The 19,437-nt window shown below is 35.2% G+C and carries 19 protein-coding genes and 1 pseudogene; 19 read left to right on the top strand and 1 reads right to left on the bottom strand.

Annotated elements, in window-relative coordinates; translation table 11 throughout:
* Window positions 1-54: 54 nt before the first annotated feature.
* Window positions 55-1,038, top strand: a complete 984-nt coding sequence (locus BMX60_RS04645; RefSeq protein ID WP_091349663.1) for a YheC/YheD family protein — start codon at window positions 55-57, stop codon at window positions 1,036-1,038.
* 28 nt (window positions 1,039-1,066) lie between these two features.
* On the opposite strand, the gene BMX60_RS04640 is transcribed toward BMX60_RS04645, so the two are convergent.
* Window positions 1,067-1,285: a hypothetical protein gene (locus tag BMX60_RS04640; RefSeq protein ID WP_091349660.1), complete on the bottom strand. Its 219-nt coding sequence runs from the start codon at window positions 1,283-1,285 to the stop codon at window positions 1,067-1,069.
* A gap of 101 nt (window positions 1,286-1,386) precedes the next feature.
* Here BMX60_RS04640 and BMX60_RS04635 point away from each other — a divergent pair, with 101 nt between their 5' ends.
* The 18 genes and pseudogenes from BMX60_RS04635 to BMX60_RS04555 form a co-directional block, all read left to right on the top strand.
* Entirely contained in the window at window positions 1,387-1,752 is a 366-nt protein-coding gene (locus BMX60_RS04635; RefSeq protein WP_091349657.1) for a holo-ACP synthase, read from the top strand.
* Window positions 1,753-1,754: 2 nt separating this feature from the next.
* Complete coding sequence (locus tag BMX60_RS04630; RefSeq protein ID WP_091349655.1) at window positions 1,755-3,251, top strand: NAD(P)H-hydrate dehydratase; 1,497 nt, start codon at window positions 1,755-1,757, stop codon at window positions 3,249-3,251.
* Window positions 3,252-3,265: 14 nt separating this feature from the next.
* Window positions 3,266-3,721, top strand: a complete 456-nt coding sequence (locus tag BMX60_RS04625) for a CBS domain-containing protein (RefSeq protein WP_091349652.1) — start codon at window positions 3,266-3,268, stop codon at window positions 3,719-3,721.
* A 4-nt stretch (window positions 3,722-3,725) separates the two neighbouring features.
* The gene (locus tag BMX60_RS04620) at window positions 3,726-4,238 is read left to right on the top strand and encodes a hypothetical protein (RefSeq protein WP_091349649.1); all 513 of its coding nucleotides are present in this window, start codon (window positions 3,726-3,728) and stop codon (window positions 4,236-4,238) included.
* 43 nt (window positions 4,239-4,281) lie between these two features.
* Entirely contained in the window at window positions 4,282-5,385 is a 1,104-nt protein-coding gene (gene alr, locus BMX60_RS04615) for an alanine racemase (protein WP_091349646.1), read from the top strand.
* Between the two features lie 82 nt (window positions 5,386-5,467).
* On the top strand, window positions 5,468-5,752 hold the full coding sequence (locus tag BMX60_RS04610) for a CopG family ribbon-helix-helix protein (RefSeq protein WP_091349643.1): 285 nt from the start codon (window positions 5,468-5,470) through the stop codon (window positions 5,750-5,752).
* Complete coding sequence (locus BMX60_RS04605; protein ID WP_479722604.1) at window positions 5,752-6,108, top strand: type II toxin-antitoxin system PemK/MazF family toxin; 357 nt, start codon at window positions 5,752-5,754, stop codon at window positions 6,106-6,108. The genes BMX60_RS04610 and BMX60_RS04605 overlap by 1 nt, the downstream gene beginning before the upstream one ends.
* 158 nt (window positions 6,109-6,266) lie before the next feature.
* Window positions 6,267-6,965, top strand: a complete 699-nt coding sequence (locus BMX60_RS04600; protein WP_091349640.1) for a gamma-glutamyl-gamma-aminobutyrate hydrolase family protein — start codon at window positions 6,267-6,269, stop codon at window positions 6,963-6,965.
* 13 nt (window positions 6,966-6,978) lie between these two features.
* Complete coding sequence (locus BMX60_RS04595) at window positions 6,979-7,992, top strand: asparaginase (protein ID WP_177159701.1); 1,014 nt, start codon at window positions 6,979-6,981, stop codon at window positions 7,990-7,992.
* Between the two features lie 51 nt (window positions 7,993-8,043).
* Window positions 8,044-9,222, top strand: a complete 1,179-nt coding sequence (locus BMX60_RS04590) for an acetyl-CoA C-acetyltransferase (protein WP_091349636.1) — start codon at window positions 8,044-8,046, stop codon at window positions 9,220-9,222.
* 124 nt (window positions 9,223-9,346) lie between these two features.
* A complete protein-coding gene (locus BMX60_RS04585; protein ID WP_091349633.1) occupies window positions 9,347-11,407 on the top strand; it encodes a sigma-54-dependent Fis family transcriptional regulator in 2,061 nt (686 codons plus the stop codon).
* Window positions 11,408-11,732: 325 nt separating this feature from the next.
* Window positions 11,733-13,292, top strand: a complete 1,560-nt coding sequence (locus tag BMX60_RS04580) for an acyl CoA:acetate/3-ketoacid CoA transferase (RefSeq protein WP_091349630.1) — start codon at window positions 11,733-11,735, stop codon at window positions 13,290-13,292.
* Between the two features lie 30 nt (window positions 13,293-13,322).
* Complete coding sequence (locus BMX60_RS04575; protein WP_091349628.1) at window positions 13,323-14,618, top strand: GntP family permease; 1,296 nt, start codon at window positions 13,323-13,325, stop codon at window positions 14,616-14,618.
* Between the two features lie 51 nt (window positions 14,619-14,669).
* Window positions 14,670-15,410, top strand: a complete 741-nt coding sequence (gene fabG, locus BMX60_RS04570) for a 3-oxoacyl-ACP reductase FabG (RefSeq protein WP_091349626.1) — start codon at window positions 14,670-14,672, stop codon at window positions 15,408-15,410.
* A 133-nt stretch (window positions 15,411-15,543) separates the two neighbouring features.
* Window positions 15,544-16,698, top strand: coding sequence for a DUF362 domain-containing protein (locus tag BMX60_RS04565; RefSeq protein ID WP_091349624.1), 1,155 nt, complete (start codon window positions 15,544-15,546; stop codon window positions 16,696-16,698).
* Window positions 16,699-16,714: 16 nt separating this feature from the next.
* Window positions 16,715-18,859, top strand: coding sequence for a Tex family protein (locus BMX60_RS04560; protein ID WP_091349622.1), 2,145 nt, complete (start codon window positions 16,715-16,717; stop codon window positions 18,857-18,859).
* Between the two features lie 160 nt (window positions 18,860-19,019).
* Window positions 19,020-19,095: pseudogene (locus BMX60_RS12460) on the top strand (MerR family transcriptional regulator); the annotation flags it as partial.
* Window positions 19,096-19,147: 52 nt separating this feature from the next.
* A partial coding sequence (locus BMX60_RS04555; protein ID WP_143055899.1) for a helix-turn-helix domain-containing protein occupies window positions 19,148-19,437 on the top strand: 290 nt, incomplete at its 3' end.

The following is a 19,437-nucleotide window of genomic DNA, read 5'->3' as shown; positions in this document are numbered from 1 at the left end:
CATTCATAGGGGAAATCATAAACTGAATAAATAGATAGAAATAAGGTGGTCCCTATGAAAAAAAGGATAATCGGTTTATTATATTCCGGAGAGTTAGATAAAGATCTTTATTTAAAATATCAAAATGCTTGCAATAAATTACCTGATCAAATTGTATTACTACCTATTACTAAAGAAAACCTAAAAAAAAGATCCTTTGCTCTTCCCCAAGGGATCTATAATCTCTGTTATAATAATACTGATAAAATAATTAAAGAAGTTGAAAAGATAGTCGGGAAAAATAGGGTTTTTAACAGAATAACCAAATTTGACAAATGGGAAATTTACAATTTATTACTCCCAACAAAGGAAATTCTTTTACCTAAAACCTTAGAGTTTACCTCTGCTAATTTAAAATATTTTTCTGAAATAGAAGATAAAATTATTTTAAAACCCAAGATAGGTAGTAAAGGGGAAGGAGTAATTTTACTAGAGAAAAAAGAAGATGGCTATTATCTTATAGATAAAGCTTTCAATAATCCGGTGAAATTTTCCCATATTGATGAAATTATCCACTATATATCCATACTTACCAAAGGCTACTTAATCCAAAAGTTTGTAGAAAATAAAAGGCTAGGAACAAATTTTTTCGATATTAGAATTTATGTACAAAAAAACATTTGGGGTAGATGGCAAATAACCGGTGGAATTAGCAGGATAGCAGTAAACAAAAGTTTTATTACAAACATAGTAAAAAAAGTGGTGGACTATACCATTCCCCTCCAAGAGTTATATTCTGAAAGAGTGGTATTTGAAATTATAGAAAATTTAACATATACCAGTTTACAGGTTGCCAATATATTAGAAGGGAAGTTTGGCTTATTAGGAGAATTGGCGGTGGACTACTCCCTAGGATTAAATGATAAAATATATATAATCGAGGTTAATGGAAAACCAATGAAAACTTTAGCCAAAAGGCTTCAAAGTCCAGAACTATATAATAACCTCTATTTAAGACCAATGGAATATGCCTATTACCTTACAAAAACAAAGTTATAAGAGCCCTAAAAGGGCTCTTTAAAGTATTTTATGGTTCTTCTCCATTGCCATTACCATATATTAAAGGCTCTATACTTACGATGTGGGCACAACAGATTACAATTCCATCTAAAACAATGGTATTTTCCCTTATTTCTTCGATTTCTCCTTCAATTGAATTAGCAACAGTCTTAATTTTTACCTTATCACCTATTTTAAAATCCTCTGTTAAATCTAAGCAACTGCAACAACAATTTTTAATTCCCATAAATTACACCTCCCCTCAATCTATTTTATGGAAAGGTTGAAAATTAGTGCAATTTTTATGGTATGATATATATACAAAATACAAGTGAGGGAGGATAGCTGATGATTATCGGTGTAGGGGTAGATATAGTTGATATCCCCAGAATAACTAAAGTTTTAGAAGGGAGGGGGGAGAAGTTTTTACAGCGGATATTTACAAAAAAAGAATTAGAATTGATGTCATTAAAACCTGCTACCGTTGCAGGCCGTTTTGCAGCGAAAGAAGCAGTGGCGAAGGCTTTGGGAGTGGGAATAGGTTTGATTAGTTGGCAGGAAATTGAAATAATCAAAGATAATTTGGGAAAACCTAAAGTAAGGCTAACCGGTAGGGCATTAAAACGGGCAAAGGTCTTAGGAATAGCAAGGGTACATCTATCTATTAGCCATTCTAAAACCCAGGCAGTTGCCTATGTTATCGGGGAGGGTTAAAGGTGAAAGCGCTTAAAGGCAGTGATGTTAAAAAAATTGATCTATTGTGCCAGGAAAAGTATAAAATACCCACCCTTTTACTGATGGAGCACAGTGGTTTAAAGGTGGTAGAAGAAATTCAACATTATCCCGGACACACTAAGTTTACCGTTATTGTAGGGAAAGGGAATAATGGAGGAGACGGATTAGTAGTAGCAAGACTTTTACATCTTAAAGGATTTTCCGTTAAAGTTTTTCTAACAGAAGAAAACCTCCAAGGTGATGCAAAAATTAATCTAGAAATAGTTAAATCCCTCCCTATCCCGTTGTTTAGAGACCTTCCTTCATTGGATAGGATTTTAGAAGAAACCGATGTAATTATAGATGGATTATTTGGTGTTGGGTTTAAAGGGACAATTGGAGGAATTGCTAAGGAAATAGTACAAAAAATTAATTCTTCTGGTAAATACGTCCTTTGTATTGACATTCCCTCAGGATTAGCAGGGGACGGACCAATGGAAAATAGGGAAATTGTCAAAGGTGATAAAACAGTAACTTTAGGATTACCAAAGGAAAATTTACTTCTTTCCAAGGGAAGGGTCTATGCTGGAGAACTGGTGGTAAAAGATATCGGCATTCCCCCTGAGCTAATAAATCAATACAAAACTGATACCTATTGGTTGACAGAGGATATCGTTAAAAAGCTCTTACCTAAGAGAAGTCAAGACAGCCATAAAGGGAGTTACGGAACTGGCATTATTGTAGGGGGAAGTAAAGGGATGTCCGGTGCAGTTATTTTAGCTGCCCATGCTGCCCTAAGGGCGGGGATAGGTCTCCTCTACACCTTAGTTGATAGAGAACTGGTTAATACAATTGAAACCTCAAGTTATGAATCTATTACCCTGGAAATGGAAGAAGATCTAGAAAAATTTAAACCTATTTTGGTAAATTATCTAGCAAAGGCCCAAAGTCTACTTATAGGACCGGGTTTTTCTACAAATAATAGGGAAGAATTATTTATTTATATTTTAAATAATTTCCCTGGAAAAATTATTATCGATGGCGATGGTTTAAACCTTTTAGCAAAAATACAAGATTATTCCCTTATTAGGGAAAACCACATATTGACACCCCATCCTAAAGAAATGAGCAGGATTATTGGACTTACTGTAGAAGAAATCCTTAAAGACTCCATAAATATTGTAAGGGAATATAGTAAAAAATACCGATGTACTATAGTATTAAAAGGAAGTACTACCTGTATTGGTACAAAAAATGGGGAAGTTTTTTTAAATACCACTGGCAATAACGGTTTAGCTACCGGTGGAAGTGGCGATGTATTAGGAGGAATTATCTTAGGGTTATTAGCCCAAGGTCTATCGGTGGAAGAAGGAGCTCAGCTTGGTGTATATTTACATGGGTTAGCTGCAGATATTATAGCTGAAGAAAAGGGGTATTTCAGTTTATTACCTAGGGATTTGCCAGAGGCTTTGGCTTTAGCATTTAAAAAATTATATTAAAGGAGTGTGGCAAGATGTTGGTAAAAGAGTTTTATAATAAAGAGGTAATCAGTATAAACAAGGATCAGACTGTAGAGGAAGCAACACAGTTAATGATAGAACATAACGTTGGAGGACTTCCCGTTGTAGATAATGAAAATTCCTTAGTGGGAATGGTTACAGAAAAAGATATCCTTTCCCGCCACAAAAAAATAATGCCACTACCATATATCGATGTTTTAGGGGTCTTTTTGTACTTAGAAGATCCTGGAAGGGCTAATGAAGAACTAAAAAAATCTTTAGCGGTAAAAATAGAAGATTTAATGTCAACTCCTGTATATTCAGTAACTTTAGAAGATGAGATTGATATTCCCTTAGAATTTATGGTGAGAAAGGGATTTAATCGAATTCCAGTGGAACAAGACGGCAAACTAGTGGGAATTATAACCCGTCATGATCTATTAAAAGCAATAGTAAAAAAGGAGGAATGATTTCTTGAAAAAAATCTTGATTTTACTATTACCTACCCTGTTGTTTACAGCTTGTGGTTTTAGTGGTTTTGTAAATTCCTTAGAAAAACAGTACAATTCTATCATTGGTTATCAAGCAAACTATAGGATTTTAATGGATGATAATGAATTCCAAGTAGAGGAAATTTACCAAAATAAAGGACAGTACCATTGGATTTTGATTTGGTCAGATAAATACCGGCAAGAAATAATTTTAGAAGGGGATAAAGTAAAGTTAAAAAATCATCATTATCCAGGAGTAGTAGAGGGGAAAAGGGAAAACTTTAAACTCCCTTCTTTTGCCTTGATCGGTCTTTTAGAAGAGGTTATTAAAAATAAAGATAACATTAAAATTATTTCACCAAATCAAATAGAAGTAAATGGTGGGGAAATGGTAATATATCATCAAGATAATCAAATAAAAGAAGTAAAGTTAATTTTGGGGGGAAGCGAATTATTAGTAAAATATGAAAATATTGAAATAAATAAAAGGAATTAAAATTTTCTTGTCGAAATATATCTAGGAGAGGGGGGAATTTTTGATGTACCGAAAAACCTTTGCAGAAATTCACTTAGACAATATAATTCATAATATCGGAGTTTTGACAGAAAGGTTGCCTAAAGATGTAAAAATCATGGCTGTAGTTAAAGCTGATGGCTATGGCCATGGCAGTGTAGAAGTTTCAAAAGCAGCCATTAAAGGTGGGGCAGAATATCTGGCAGTGGCATTGGTGGAAGAGGCAGTTGTCCTTAGAGAAAATGGTATTACAGATACCCCTATTTTAGTTTTAGGTTATACTCCTCCCCAAAGTGCCGATGATTTAGTAAGATACAATATAACCCCGACCCTTTATGATTTAGATTTAGCTAAAGCCTTAAACTCAAAATTGACTAATAAAATAAAAGTTCATGTCAAGGTAGATACAGGAATGGGTAGATTAGGGGTTTTGCCAAGAAATATCAACTCTTTTTTATTAGAATTAACAAAATTGGATAATATAGAAGTAGAAGGAATTTTTACCCACTATGCCGCAGGGGAAGAAAGGGAAAATCCCCATACTGTAAAACAGTTTCTAAAATTTAAAGAAATTTTAGCTAATCTACCTTACCAAATCCCCTTAAAACACATAGCTAACAGTGCAGGGGCTATGGAAAATTTAACAGATCAATCCTTCAACATGGTCCGTTTAGGTATTGCTATGTATGGTTTATACCCCTCCCAAAAACAAAAAGGAAAAGTTTTCTTGAAACCTGCTTTAGAATTAAAGAGTGAAATAGCTTATTTAAAAGAAGTGGAAAAAGGTGCTCCTATAAGCTACTCTATGACCTATAAAACATCTGGTCCTGCAACTATAGCAACTATCCCCATAGGCTATGCCGATGGCTATTTTAGAGATTTTTCCAATAAAGGATTTGTCACAATTAAAGGGAAAAAAGCCCCCGTTGTAGGTAGAGTATGTATGGATTATATTATGGTAGATGTAACGGGGATACCAGTCAAATTAGGAGATGAAGTACTGATTTATGCCTTAGAAGGAGAAAATACCGTTGATAATTTAGCACCTTTAATAGATACTATAAACTATGAACTGGTATGTGCTATATCTAAGCGTGTTCCAAGAATTTACAGAGGATTAGAAGGCTAAAAGATTGCATAAAAATACTAGTCACGGTATAATATTTAATATGCTCTTCGTTAAGGGAAAGTATTGACAGGAGGTGCCCTCTATGGCTCAGACAAGACGGGTAATGATTACAGTTCCTGATAATCTTTTACAGGAATTAGATAGAATTGTTAAAAGTGATAAACTAAATCGTAGCCAACTTATACGGGAGGCGGTAAAATTGTATCTTGGAGAGAGGTATAAAAATCAACAAAGGATATTAAATAGAGAATGGATGCAAAGAGGCTATATGGAAATGGCAGAAATAAATTTAACCCTTGCCAATGAAGCTATTAGTGCTGAAAACGAGGCTGCTTCAGTGACAGAACAGATGGTTTGTGGAGCGTGATTACCATGTCTGTTAAAAGAGGGGATGTATACTATGCCGATTTAAGCCCTGTAGTGGGCTCTGAACAGGGGGGTATTAGACCAGTATTGGTCATTCAAAATGATGTAGGCAATAAATTTAGTCCCACAGTAATTGTGGCAGCAATTACTTCCCAAATTCAAAAGGCAAAACTTCCTACCCATGTAGAAGTAGAAGCTGAAAAATATGGTTTAGAAAAGGATTCAGTAATTTTATTAGAGCAAATTCGAACCATAGATAAACAAAGACTTAATGAAAAGGTGGCCCATATTGGAGAGGAAAAAATGGGAAAAATCAATGAAGCCCTTTTAATTAGTTTAGGTTTAATAGATTTCTAAAAGACGGGAGATGTAAAACCGTCTTTTTCGCTTTTTTTAGTTAAATTATTAGTAAAGGAATACTTTAAATATGTAAAAAGAAAACCAAAAAGGAATCTAAATAACGGGGGAGAAATAATTATTTAAAGGTACAAAAAAATAGTAGTGGGGTGGGGAATTTGAAGCCATTAATAGGAATTACTGCCATGTTTAATTACAAGTTAAATAGGAATATGTTGGGAGATGATTATGTAACTGCAGTGGTAGAAGGAGGGGGAATCCCGTTAATCATACCGTCCAATATCAGGGTAGAAAACATTCCTGAACTTATATCTAAAATTGATGGATTATTACTCTCAGGTGGTGATGATGTAAATCCTTTGATATATGGAGAAGAGCCCCATCCTAATTTGGGAGATGTAGACCCCCTTAGGGATGTTCTAGAAATTCATTTAGTTAAAACTGCCATAGAGAAAAAGAAACCTATTTTAGGGATTTGTAGGGGGTTACAGGTATTAAATATAGCATTAGGTGGGACAGTTATCCAAGATATATTTTCTCAAAAAGAAAAGGTTATAGGACATAGACAAAAAGGCCCTAGGTATTATTTAAGTCATCAAGTATACATTGAAAAAAATACCCTCTTAGCTGATGTTATTGGAAAAGAAGAGCTTTTAGTTAATTCTTTCCATCATCAATGTATAGGAGTTTTAGGTGATAATCTTTTAATAAATTGTAAAAGTTCCGATGGGATTATTGAGGGAATAGAAAGTAAATGTGGTAATATTTTAGCTGTACAGTGGCATCCAGAGAATTTGTGGAGATATACCGATGAGAATATTAAGCTATTTAAGTGGTTAGTAGATAAATCAAAATAAGGGAGGAAATATTGTGTCTGAGGTATTAGTTGAAGTAATAAGGGGAGAATTGGTGGAAAGTTGTCATCGGGGCTATGTAGCGGTGGTCAACAGTCAAGGGGAATTGGTATACTCAGTGGGTGATCCTTATCATATTAGTTACTGGCGCTCTTCTGCAAAGCCAATACAAGCTATTCCCGTGGTGGAATCGGGGGCTATGGAAAGGTATGGGATCACTTTAAAGGAACTTGCTCTGTTTTGTGCTTCCCACAGTGGTGAAGATTTCCATGTAGAAGGAGTTTTAGAGGTCTTAAAGAAAATCAATCTTAACCCAGAAGAGCTCCGTTGTGGTAGTCATTTGCCGTATAATAAAGGGGCAGAGGTTAAACTGTGGGAAAAAGGACTTACTCCAAGTAACTTGCACTGTAATTGTTCTGGTAAACATGCAGGAATGTTAGTTGTTTGTCAGCAAAAAAAATATCCATTAGATGACTATACAAGGATAGAACACCCCCTTCAGCAAGAGTTGTTAGAGTTGGTAAAGGAATTTTGTAATTACCCAAAGGAAAAAATAATAATTGGTATCGATGGGTGTGGCGTCCCTGTTTATGGTCTACCTATATACAATTGGGCTTTAGCTTATGCCTATTTAGCAGATCCTTTTATTTTGGAAGGACAAAGGGGGAAAACAGTAAAGATTATCACTGATGCCATGACCCAGTTTCCAGAGATGGTTGGTGGAACTGATAGGTTGTGTACTGATTTAATGAAGGTAGGGAAAGGTAATTTAATTGCCAAAGCAGGAGCTGAAGGGGTATACTGTATAGGGATAAAAGATCAAAAATTAGGTATTGCTATAAAAATGGAAGACGGTTCTCCTAGGGGCAGGGAACCTGTAGTTATAGAAGTACTAAAACAATTAGGGGCATTAAGTGATGAAGATTTAGCTATACTGAAGAAGTATCACTATCCAGAAAATAGAAATCACCGAAAAGATTTATGTGGAATGATAATTCCTAAATTTACCCTCAAAGGGGTATTGGCATAAAAATTGCATATAAAAATAGGGTGCAAAATAAATTTTAGGAGGTTTGTAAAAATGAGAGATGTTGTTATTGTAAGTGCTGCCAGAACTCCTATTGGAAGTTTTGGAGGTAGTTTGTCAAGCTTATCCGCTGTGGACTTAGGAGTTGTTGCTGCTAAAGAAGCAATTAAAAGAGCTAATATTTCCCCTGAAATTATCGATGATGTAATTGTAGGTAACATATTATCTGCTGGATTAGGACAAAATGTTGCAAGACAAGTGGCAATTAAAGCAGGAGTACCTGAGAATGTACCAGCATTAACTATAAACCACTTATGTGGTTCTGGATTAAGATCTGTAGCAATGGCTGCTCAATTTATTGCAGCTGGAGATGCTGATGTTATTTTAGCTGGTGGTACTGAAAGTATGAGTAATGCTCCATATCTTTTACCTAATGCAAGATGGGGTTATAAAATGGGTGAAGCTAAAGTTCTTGACTCTATGATTCATGACGGTCTAACTGATGCTTTCAATAACTATCATATGGGAATTACCGCTGAAAATATCGCTGAGCAATGGGGATTAACTAGAGAAGAACAAGATCAATTTGCATTACAAAGCCAATTGAAAGCCGAGAAAGCTCAGAAAGAAGGCCGTTTTAAAGATGAAATAGTACCTGTAGAAGTTCCTGGTAGAAAAGGTCAAGTAACAGTTGTTGATACCGATGAGTATCCTAAACACGGTATGACTATTGAAACTTTAGCTAAACTTAAACCAGCCTTCAAAAAAGATGGTACTGTAACTGCCGGTAACGCCTCTGGAATTAACGATGGTGCTGCAATGTTAGTAGTAATGGCTAAAGAAAAAGCTGAAGAACTTGGAATCAAACCTTTAGTAACTATTAAAGCCCATGCAATTGCAGCTTTAGATCCAAAGATTATGGGATATGGTCCAGTGCCAGCAACTAAAAAAGCCCTTGAAAAAGCTAATTTAACTATAGAAGATATTGACTTAGTTGAAGCTAATGAAGCTTTTGCTGCTCAATCTTTAGCAGTAGGTAAAGATTTGAATATTAACCCAGAAAAATTAAATGTAAATGGTGGAGCTATTGCATTAGGTCATCCTATCGGCGCTTCTGGTGCTAGAGTTTTAACTACATTAATTTATGAGATGATTAAAAGAGATGCAAAAACTGGTTTAGCTACATTGTGTATTGGTGGCGGCCAAGGAATTGCTATGATTGTTGAAAGATAATAACGTTTAAGAGGTATCCGTATTTGGATACCTCTTTTATATTTATAGCGATATTTACTATTGCAAATAAAGGAATGTAGCTTTAGAATGGTTATAGGTAATATTTAAACAGAAGGTGGTTAAGATGAAAATAAAAGAGGTTATGAGCCCTAAACCTGTCACTTTATTAGAGGAAGATACCCTTCAACAAGCTGCCGATATTTTGGGAAAATACAAAATTGATAGTGTTCCCGTGATTAATAAAAGGGGTAAACCAGTAGGGATATTTTCTAAAAATACTTTTTTAAATGCCATAGCTGAAGGGAAACCTATTAGTACTACAGTAGTAGAAATTATGGAAAGGGACTTTAGTACTGTTAATGGAGAAGATAATACCAGTATTATCTTTGACAGGGCAGAAGATAAGTTTTTAGTGGTAGATGATGAAAATAATTTGGTAGGGATACTGACAAAAAAAGATTTACTAAGGGTATATTATGAGAAATTGAAATATACCACTACAAATCTTAATGCTATGTTAGAATCTGCTAGTAATAGCATAATTGCTATCGACTTAGAATATAAAATAACTTATTTTAATAGATCGGCAGAAAAAATTGTTGGGAAAAGTAAAAGTGAAGTCTTAGGTAAAGATATTAGGGAAATACTCCCTCAAACAAGACTTCCAGCAGTGGTAGAATCTGGGGAAGCAGAGATTGGAAAAACCCTTAAAATTAATGATTATACTGTAATTGCTAACAGAACTCCAATAAAATTAGGGGACAAAATAATAGGGGCAGTTTCCGTTTTTCAAGACATTACCGATTATGAAAATGTCTTATTAGAATTAGATAAGCAAAAGAATATAACTGATGTTTTAAATACAGTAATGGAACTGGCCTATGATGGGATTTTAGTAGTAGATAAACAAGGGCATATAACAATGATTAGTGATGCTTATTCTAAATTTTTAGGGGTTAATAAAGATGAAGTGATAGGTAAACATGTAACTGAAGTTATTGAAAATACTAGAATGCATATTGTCGCCCAAACTGGAGTTCCTGAAGTAGCTGATTTACAAAAAATTAAAGGAAACTATATGATAGCTACCAGAATCCCTATAATCAAAAATGGAGAATCGGTCGGGGCGGTAGGAAAAGTAATCTTCAGAAATGTAAAGGAACTAGATACCCTCTATAAAAAAGTAAGTAAAATGGAAAAACAACTAGAACACTATAAAGGGCAGTTAAAGATGTTAAATACTAGTAAATACTCTTTTAATTGTATTGTTGGTAAAAGCAATGCTTTAGAGGAAGTGAGGGGGTTTGCCAAAAAAGCAAGTTTAACTGATTCTAATGTATTAATTATTGGTGAAAGTGGAACAGGGAAGGAATTATTTGCCCATGCTATTCACAATGCTAGTTCCAGATCGGATTTTCCCTTCGTAAAGGTCAATTGTGCAGCTATTCCCAATGAATTGTTAGAATCAGAGCTTTTTGGTTACGAAGAAGGCTCATTTACCGGTGCTAAAAAAGGTGGGAAAATAGGTAAATTTGAATTGGCAGATGGAGGTACAATTTTCCTCGATGAAATAGGGGACATGCCTCTACAAATGCAAGCCAAATTACTCCGGGTATTACAAGAAAAAGAAGTAGAAAGAATAGGGGCTATAGGAGCTAAAAAAATAGATACTAGGATTATTGCAGCAACTAATCAAAATTTAGAGGTAATGGTTAAGGAAGGAAAATTTAGAGGTGACCTTTATTATCGACTTAATGTTTTGACATTAAACATACCCCCCCTTAGAGAAAGGCCTGAAGATATAGAGGATCTAGTTATTCATATGATAGATAAACTCAGCAATAAACTAGGAAAATATGTTGATAAAATATCACCTGAAGCTATGGAATATCTTAAAAAATATAGTTGGCCAGGTAATGTAAGGGAATTAGAAAATGTTTTAGAACGGGCAATCAACTTAATAGAGCGTGATACCACTATCCAAGTCATTCACCTTCCTGAAAAAATAACAGGTCAGATTCCTCTAAAAAAGATAAAATCTTTAAATGAAATTATAGAAGAAGCTGAGAGACAAGGTATAATCGACGCACTAAGAGCTTGTAATAATAATAGATCTGAGGCAGCAAGATTACTGAAAATTAGTAGATCAAGTCTATATGAAAAAATGGGTAAGTATAACCTCTAATAAAAGTGTCTAAAAATTGAACAAAAATTTTTAATAATTAAATAAAAATTGTTTGGAATTACGGACATAAGTAAGTTTCCTATAAAACCTGTCTGGAATATAACACACCAAAACTTTAAGATTCAAAGTTGGTGTATTTATTGCCGGACAGGTTTTTGCTTTTTGCATATTGGTGTCTGCAATTAAAGACACAAAAAGGTTAACTATAAAAATTTTTCTAAAAAATAGATGATTTTTCCCGTTATTTAACATTGGCATGATTTTTGCTGAAATAAAAAGAGCATAAATATGCATAAAGTTATTAAGAAAATAGGAGGTAAAATTTATGGCTGTAAAAAAGTCAAAAGTTATGTCAGCTATGGAAGCAGTGGCTTTAATTAAAGATGGTGCCACTGTTGCAAGTGGAGGATTTGTCGGAAATTGTCATCCTGAAGAGTTAACTTCAGCCATTGAAAAGAGATTTTTAGAAGAAGGTAAACCACAAAATATCACATTAGTTTACGCAGCAGGTCAAGGAGATGGAAAAACCAGAGGTTTAAACCATCTAGGACATGAAGGCCTTGTAAAAAGAGTTATTGGTGGCCACTGGGGTCTTGCACCTAAATTAGGTAAGTTGGCTAATGAAAATAAAATTGAAGCTTATAACTTACCTCAAGGTGTTATTGCCCACTTATTTAGGGATATAGCTGCTGGAAAACCTGGTACTATTACCCATGTAGGATTAAAAACCTTTGTTGATCCTAGAGTAGATGGTGGTAAAATTAACAGTGTAACTAAAGAAGACGTTGTAGAAATTATCAATATCCATGGTAAAGAATATCTATTCTATAAAGCGTTCCCTATCGATGTAGCCTTAATTAGAGCGACATATGCCGATGAAAACGGTAATGCAACTATGGAAAAAGAAGCAGTAACATTAGAAGCATTATCCCTTGCTCAAGCTGCTAAAAACTCTGGTGGTATTGTAATTTTACAAGTAGAGAAAGTTGTAGCTAATGGTACTTTAGATCCTAGATTAGTTAAAATCCCAGGTATTTTAGTTGATGCAATCGTAGTAGCTGAACCACAAAATCATATGCAAACCTTTGCTGAACAATATAATCCAGCATATTGTGGTGAAATAAAAGTGCCAGTTCAATCATTAAAACCACTAGAATTAAATGAAAGAAAAATCATTGCTAGAAGGGCAGCTATGGAGTTAATACCTAATGCTGTAACTAACTTAGGTATAGGTATGCCTGAAGGTGTAGCAATGGTAGCAAATGAAGAAGGAATTGGAGGTGAAATGAAGTTAACAATTGAGTCTGGTCCAGTAGGAGGAGTACCAGCAGGTGGTTTAAGTTTCGGAGCAGCTATTAACCCTGATGCAATTTTAGACCAACCTTATCAATTTGACTTCTATGATGGCGGTGGATTAGATGTTGCATTCTTAGGTTTAGCTCAATGTGACCAAACAGGAAACGTCAATGTAAGTAAATTTGGTCCTAAAGTTGCTGGTTGCGGTGGATTTATCAATATTACTCAAAATGCTAAAAAACTTATTTTCTGTGGAACCTTTACTGCTGGGGATCTCCAACTTAAAGTAGAAGACGGTAAATTAGTAATTGTTAACGAAGGCAAAAATAAAAAGTTCATTAAACATGTAGAGCAAATTACCTTCAGTGGTGAATATGCTAATGATGTAGGTCAACCAGTTCTTTATATCACTGAAAGGGCAGTATTTAAGTTAAGTAAAGAAGGTTTAGTTCTTATTGAAATTGCTCCTGGTGTTGATTTGCAAAAAGATATTTTAGATCAAATGGAGTTTAAGCCAATCATCGCCGAAGATCTAAAGGTAATGGATGAAAGAATTTTCAGAGAAGAAAAAATGGGTTTATCATTTTAATTAAAAAAGAAAAAAAAGGGAGGATAAAACATGTTAGGTATTATTATAGGATTAGTTCTTTTAATGGTTCTTGCCTATAGGGGAATGTCAATTATCTGGATTGCACCTATCTGTGCATTATTAGTTGCTTTATCTGGAGGATTAGAGTTACTCCCCGCTTATACTGATACTTATATGACAGGGTTTGTTGGATTTACAAAAAGTTGGTTCCCTGTGTTTATGCTTGGAGCAATTTTCGGTAAACTAATGGAAGATACCGGAGCTGCTAAGTCAGTTGCAGCAGGTATAACTAAACTTATTGGAAAGAAAAGAGCTATTTTAGCGGTTGTAGTTGGTTGCGCTGTATTAACTTATGGTGGAGTTAGCTTATTCGTAGTTGTTTTCGCAATGTATCCATTAGCAGTGGCAGTTTTTAGAGAAGCTAATATTTCTAGAAAACTTATTCCAGGTGCTATTGCCTTAGGTTCCTTTACATTTACTATGACTGCTGTTCCAGGAACTCCTCAAATTCAAAACTTAATTCCAACTAAATATTATGGTACAACTGCAGCAGCTGCACCTATCATGGGTATTGCCGCAGCGTTAGTAATGGCTGTAGGTGGTTACTTATACTTGACTTGGAAAGAAAGAAAATTGACAGCTGCTGGTGAAGTGTTTACTGAGCCAAGTAACTATCAAGAAAACGGTAATGGTAATCTACCTAATCCAATCCTTTCATGCTTGCCTTTAGTTTCTGTAATCGTTACGTTAAATCTTTTAGAATGGCATATAATTGTTGCACTTTTTACAGGTATCATTTTAACTATCATATTAAACTTCAATTACTTTAAAACTTCTTTTATGGAAAGACTAATCAAAACTATCAATGCTGGTGCTTCTGGATCTGTTATCGCTATTATCAACACCAGTGCTGCAGTAGGTTTTGGTAGTGTTGTTAGAGCAGTTCCAGGTTTCCAAACATTAACTGATATGGTATTGGGTATTAAAGGTAATCCACTTATTTCTCAAGCCTTAGCAGTTAACCTTTTAGCTGGTGCTACAGGTTCAGCATCTGGTGGTATGGGTATAGCTTTAGAAGCACTAGGAGAAAAATATGTAGAGTTAGCTAATGCTGCTGGAATGAGTTTAGAAGCTTTCCACAGAGTAGCATCTATTTCATCAGGTGGTTTAGACACATTACCTCACAATGGTGCTGTATTAACATTGTTAGCTATAACAGGACTAACCCATAAAGATTCATATATCGATATTTTCGTAGTAGGTTCACTGATTCCAATTGCTTCTGTAGTTGTTGCTATAATATTTGCAAGTTTAGGACTTGTGTAGTAAATTATATATAGACAGAAATTTGATTTAAAAATATAGGAGGGATTTGTAATGAGGTTAAAGGACAAAGTGGCTATTATTACCGGTGCCGGTAGAGGTATTGGTGAATTCACAGCTAAGAGATTTGCCCAAGAAGGTGCTAAAGTAGTTGTAGCTGACTTAAATGAAGCTGATGTAAATAAAGTTGTAGAAGAGATTAAAGCTGAGGGCGGTCAAGCTATCGGAATGATTGTCAATGTAACTGACAGAGAGCAAGTAGATAAAATGGTAGCTGATACTTTAGAACATTTTGGTGGATTAGATATCCTTGTAAACAATGCTGGTATTACTGCAGATAATACTCTTCTAAAAATGACTCAAGAAGAGTGGGACCGGGTTATCAATGTTAACTTAACTGGTGTATTCCACTGCGGTCAAGCTGCTGCTAAAGTTATGGCTGAAAAAGGAAGTGGAGTTATCTTAAACGCAACTTCAGTAGTTGGTCTTTACGGTAACTTTGGTCAAACCAACTATGCTGCTACTAAATGGGGAGTTATTGGTATGACTAAAACTTGGGCTAAAGAGCTTGGTAAAAAAGGTATCCGTGTAAATGCTGTAGCTCCAGGATTTATCGTAACACCAATGACTGCTAAAATGCCTGAAAAGGTATTAGATATGATGAAAGAAAAATCACCTCTTAAAACTTTAGGTTATCCAGAAGACATTGCCAACGCTTATCTATACTTAGCTTCCGATGAAGCCAGGTTTGTAACCGGTACAGTGCTAAGTGTAGATGGTGGAGTAGTATTATAGAATATTGAATTTAAAAAGGCTGCCCATTGGCAGTCTTTTTTTTTTACACTTCATAAATGTTTTATCTAACTAGTATCTCCTAACAATAAATGGTATAATATTATGGAATGACCGGTTAATCGGAGGTGGTTAAGTGTCTAAAGTAGCTATTACCAGAGCTTATACATATAATGAAGGGGAAGTAAAAAGAGGGTTAGAAGAAGGGTTTAATTTATTAGGTGGAATCCAATTCTTTGTTAAACCGGGGCAGAAGGTTTTACTTAAAGTTAATGCATTAAGTGCCAAACCCCCAGAACAAAACGTTACGACCCATCCCCAAGTAGTAGGATGTATGATCGACCTTTTACATGAAGTAGGATGCCAAGTGTGGGTAGGTGACAGTGCAGGGGGGAACATGGAAGAGGGAAATCCCACTGGAAGGGCCCTAAAGGTAAGCAAAATTGCAGAGATAGTAGAAAAAAAGGGAGCAAAGCTTCTTAACTTTGATACCACAGGTATTGAAATCCGTAAAGGGGGCAAAGTCTTTAAAGAACTATATATTGCAAAACCCCTTTTTGAAGCTGATGTTGTTATATCTATGGCTAAATTTAAAACCCACGGCCTTACCCTTTTGACTGGGGGAGTAAAAAATATGTTTGGGGTCGTTCCGGGCAGAGCAAAGGCTAATTACCATAAAGAGGCTCAGACAGTGGAACAATTTTGTTTAGGCCTTTTAGAGCTTTACCGGGAAGTAAAACCCCACCTTACTGTTATTGACGGTATCGAAGCTATGGAAGGGAACGGACCATCAGCTGGGAATACTAAAAAATGTGGGATTTTAGTGATATCGCCAGATGCTATAAGTGCCGATAGGGTACTAGGGGAAATCCTTCCCTGTAAATTTGAAGATGTCTTAACTACTTATTGGGGGCATCATCTGGGTTTAGGGGAAGGGGATATTAAAAATATCCAAGTTTTAGGCTCTAAAATCCATGAATTAGGGATAACCCCATTTAAATTACCTAATACCAAATTTGTATCTAGACTTCCTGGGTTTATGACCAGCCTTGTGGTTAACTTGATGAAAGTTGTTCCAGAAATACAGAAAGAATGTATAGGTTGTAAGTTTTGTGTAAATAGTTGTCCAGTAGACGCCATGGTCTTGAGGGATAATAAAGCGGTTATTGATTATGCTAAGTGTATCAGCTGTTACTGTTGTCATGAACTATGCCCTAAAAAGACTATAGAACTTAAACATGCCAATAAATTAGGAAAAGTTATAGCTAAGTTATTAAATAGGAGATTATAATATTGAAAGGAATGATATGGTGGAAATATTAAAGATAGTAGCACTTCAAACGAAAATCGATGAAAAGAAAGTTAAAAATACCATCGAATTATTACAAGAAGGAAATACTGTCCCTTTTATAGCCCGTTATCGTAAAGAGATGACAGGGGGGCTTACAGAGGAAGAAATCCGCCTGGTAGATGAAACTTATCAGTATCAACAAAACTTAAAGACTAGAAAAGAAGAAGTCTATCGGTTAATCGAAGAACAAGGGAAAATGACTGAAGAAATTGCCGAAGGAATTAAAAATGCTGTAAAGCTACAACAATTAGAAGATATTTATAGACCCTTTAGGCCAAAAAGAAATACCCGGGCAAGTATAGCAAAGGATCTAGGGTTGGAACCTTTAGCTGAAGAAATTTTAACAAAGGATATTCCTTGGCAGGATCTGGCACAACCCTTTGTCAACGATAAAGTTGAAGATATTCAAAAGGCATTACAAGGGGCTAAAGATATCATTGCAGAAGGAATGGCAGATAAAGGGGAAAACCGGGAATTTGCTAGGAAATTTGTCTTTGAACGGGCTGTAATGGAAGTTGTTGCTGTTGATAAAAATTTGCAATCACCCTATGAAATGTACTATGAATATTCAGAAGGGGTAAAAAAACTGCCTCCCCACAGAATTATGGCTATTGATCGGGGAGAAAAGGAAAAGTTTTTAAAAGTAAGTATAGTATTTGATAAAGAAGAATTGACTGAAGAATTGTGGAAGAGAAATTTCCAAGAAACACCTAAAGTAAATAGAGAAGTTATTAGAGAGGCATTGGAAGACGGAATTAGTCGATTATTACTTCCAGCAGTGGAAAGGGATATCCGTAGAGGTTTAACAGAAACAGCCCATGAAAAAGCATGTAAAGTTTTTACTGCCAATTTAAAATCCTTATTACTTCAACCACCTACTAAAGGTGTTACTGTACTAGGTTATGACCCTGCCTATAGAACCGGTTGTAAGTTAGCTGTTGTAGACCCAACAGGTAAAGTTTTAGATATAGCTGTAATTTATCCTACACCACCCCATAACAAAGTAGAAGAAGGAAAAAAGAAAATACTAGAACTGGTAGATAAATACAATGTAACTGTTATTGCCATTGGCAATGGAACAGCTAGTAGGGAAAGTGCCGAATTTGTCGCAGAGTTTATCAATGAGCGACCAGGTCTAAGCTACACTATAGTAGATGAAGCAGGGGCAAGTGTTTATTCTGCCTCGCCACTGGCTAAAGAGGAATTTCCTGACTTAGATGTAGCAGAAAGAAGTGCCATTTCCATTGCCCGGAGATTGCAAGATCCATTGGCAGAACTAGTGAAAATACCTCCCCAATCTATAGGTGTAGGGCAGTATCAACATGATGTGGATCAAAAGAGATTAGCAGCCCTCTTAGGTGGGGTAGTAGAAGATTGTGTAAATAATGTAGGAGCTGATTTAAATACCGCCAGCCCCTCCTTATTAAGTTACATTGCCGGGATTAAACCAGCCATTGCTAAAGGAATAGTTAAGTATAGGGAAGAACAGGGAGCCTTTAAGTCAAGGGAAGAATTATTAAAAGTACCTAGATTAGGACCTGCTGCTTATCAGCAATGTGCCGGGTTTTTGAGGATCAAAGGTGGAATTGAACCTCTAGATTCTACTTCTGTACATCCAGAAAGTTACCAAGCGGCAGAAAAACTTTTAGAGATATTAGGATACTGTAAAGACGACTTAGCTAAAAGGGGAGGTTTGCCTGGTATAAGGGGAAAGGTAAAGGAAGAAGAGCAAAGGGAGCTAGCAGAAAGATTAGGCATTGGTGTACCAACATTGATTGATATATTAAACTCATTGGAAAAGCCAGGTCTTGACCCCAGGGAAGATTTACCTAAGCCTTTATTCCTTTCAGGGGTATTAAAACTAGAGGACTTAAAAGAAGGGATGATTGTTAAAGGAACAATTAGAAATGTTTTAGACTTTGGAGCCTTTGTAGATATTGGGGTAAAAGAAGCAGGGTTAATCCATATTTCCGAGTTATCGGAAAAGTTTGTCAAACATCCCTTAGAAGTAGTCAAGGTGGGGGATGTAGTTAGTGCCAAAGTAATAGGAGTAGATCCGGTAAAACGGAGGATATCTTTAAGTTTAAAAGGAGTAAATTAGTTTTAAATTTCTCCAGCTTGAATAAAATCATAATGGAGAAAAAATATATGAAAATATAAAAGGGAGGAATTTAACAGCTAACAAAATATTATAGAACTATTTACAAAATTTTTTGTTTTATATAATGTTTGTGTTATAATAAATTCAAGAGATGATAAAAATGAAATATTATTCTATAGGAGAGTTAGCAAAACTTATAGGTAAAAATCCTCAAAACATTGAGAGAATGGGATAAAAATGGTAAAAGGGTAAATAAAGTAAAGAAAATGATTAAGGAGTTGGTAGAAGATGATAAAGACTTACAAAGTAATGCTTCTACCTAACAACAAACAAAAAACTAAACTAAAGGAATGTGCAGGGGTTGCAAGATGGGCATATAATTGGGCTTTAGCTACAGAACAAGAGAATTATAATAACGGTGGTAAGTTTTTAAATGATGGAGAACTTAGAAAAAGATTAACAGAGTTAAAGAAACAAGAAAAATATGCTTGGCTTAAAGACTATTCAAACAATATAACCAAACAAGCTATTAAGGATGCCTGCCTAGCATATAAAAATTTCTTTGAAGGTAGAGCAGA

Source organism: Anaerobranca gottschalkii DSM 13577, assembly GCF_900111575.1.
In the GTDB taxonomy this organism is placed as follows: domain Bacteria; phylum Bacillota; class Proteinivoracia; order Proteinivoracales; family Proteinivoracaceae; genus Anaerobranca; species Anaerobranca gottschalkii.
Note: the sequence above shows the minus strand (reverse complement) of the source record. Positions and strands in the feature narration are given on the sequence as shown.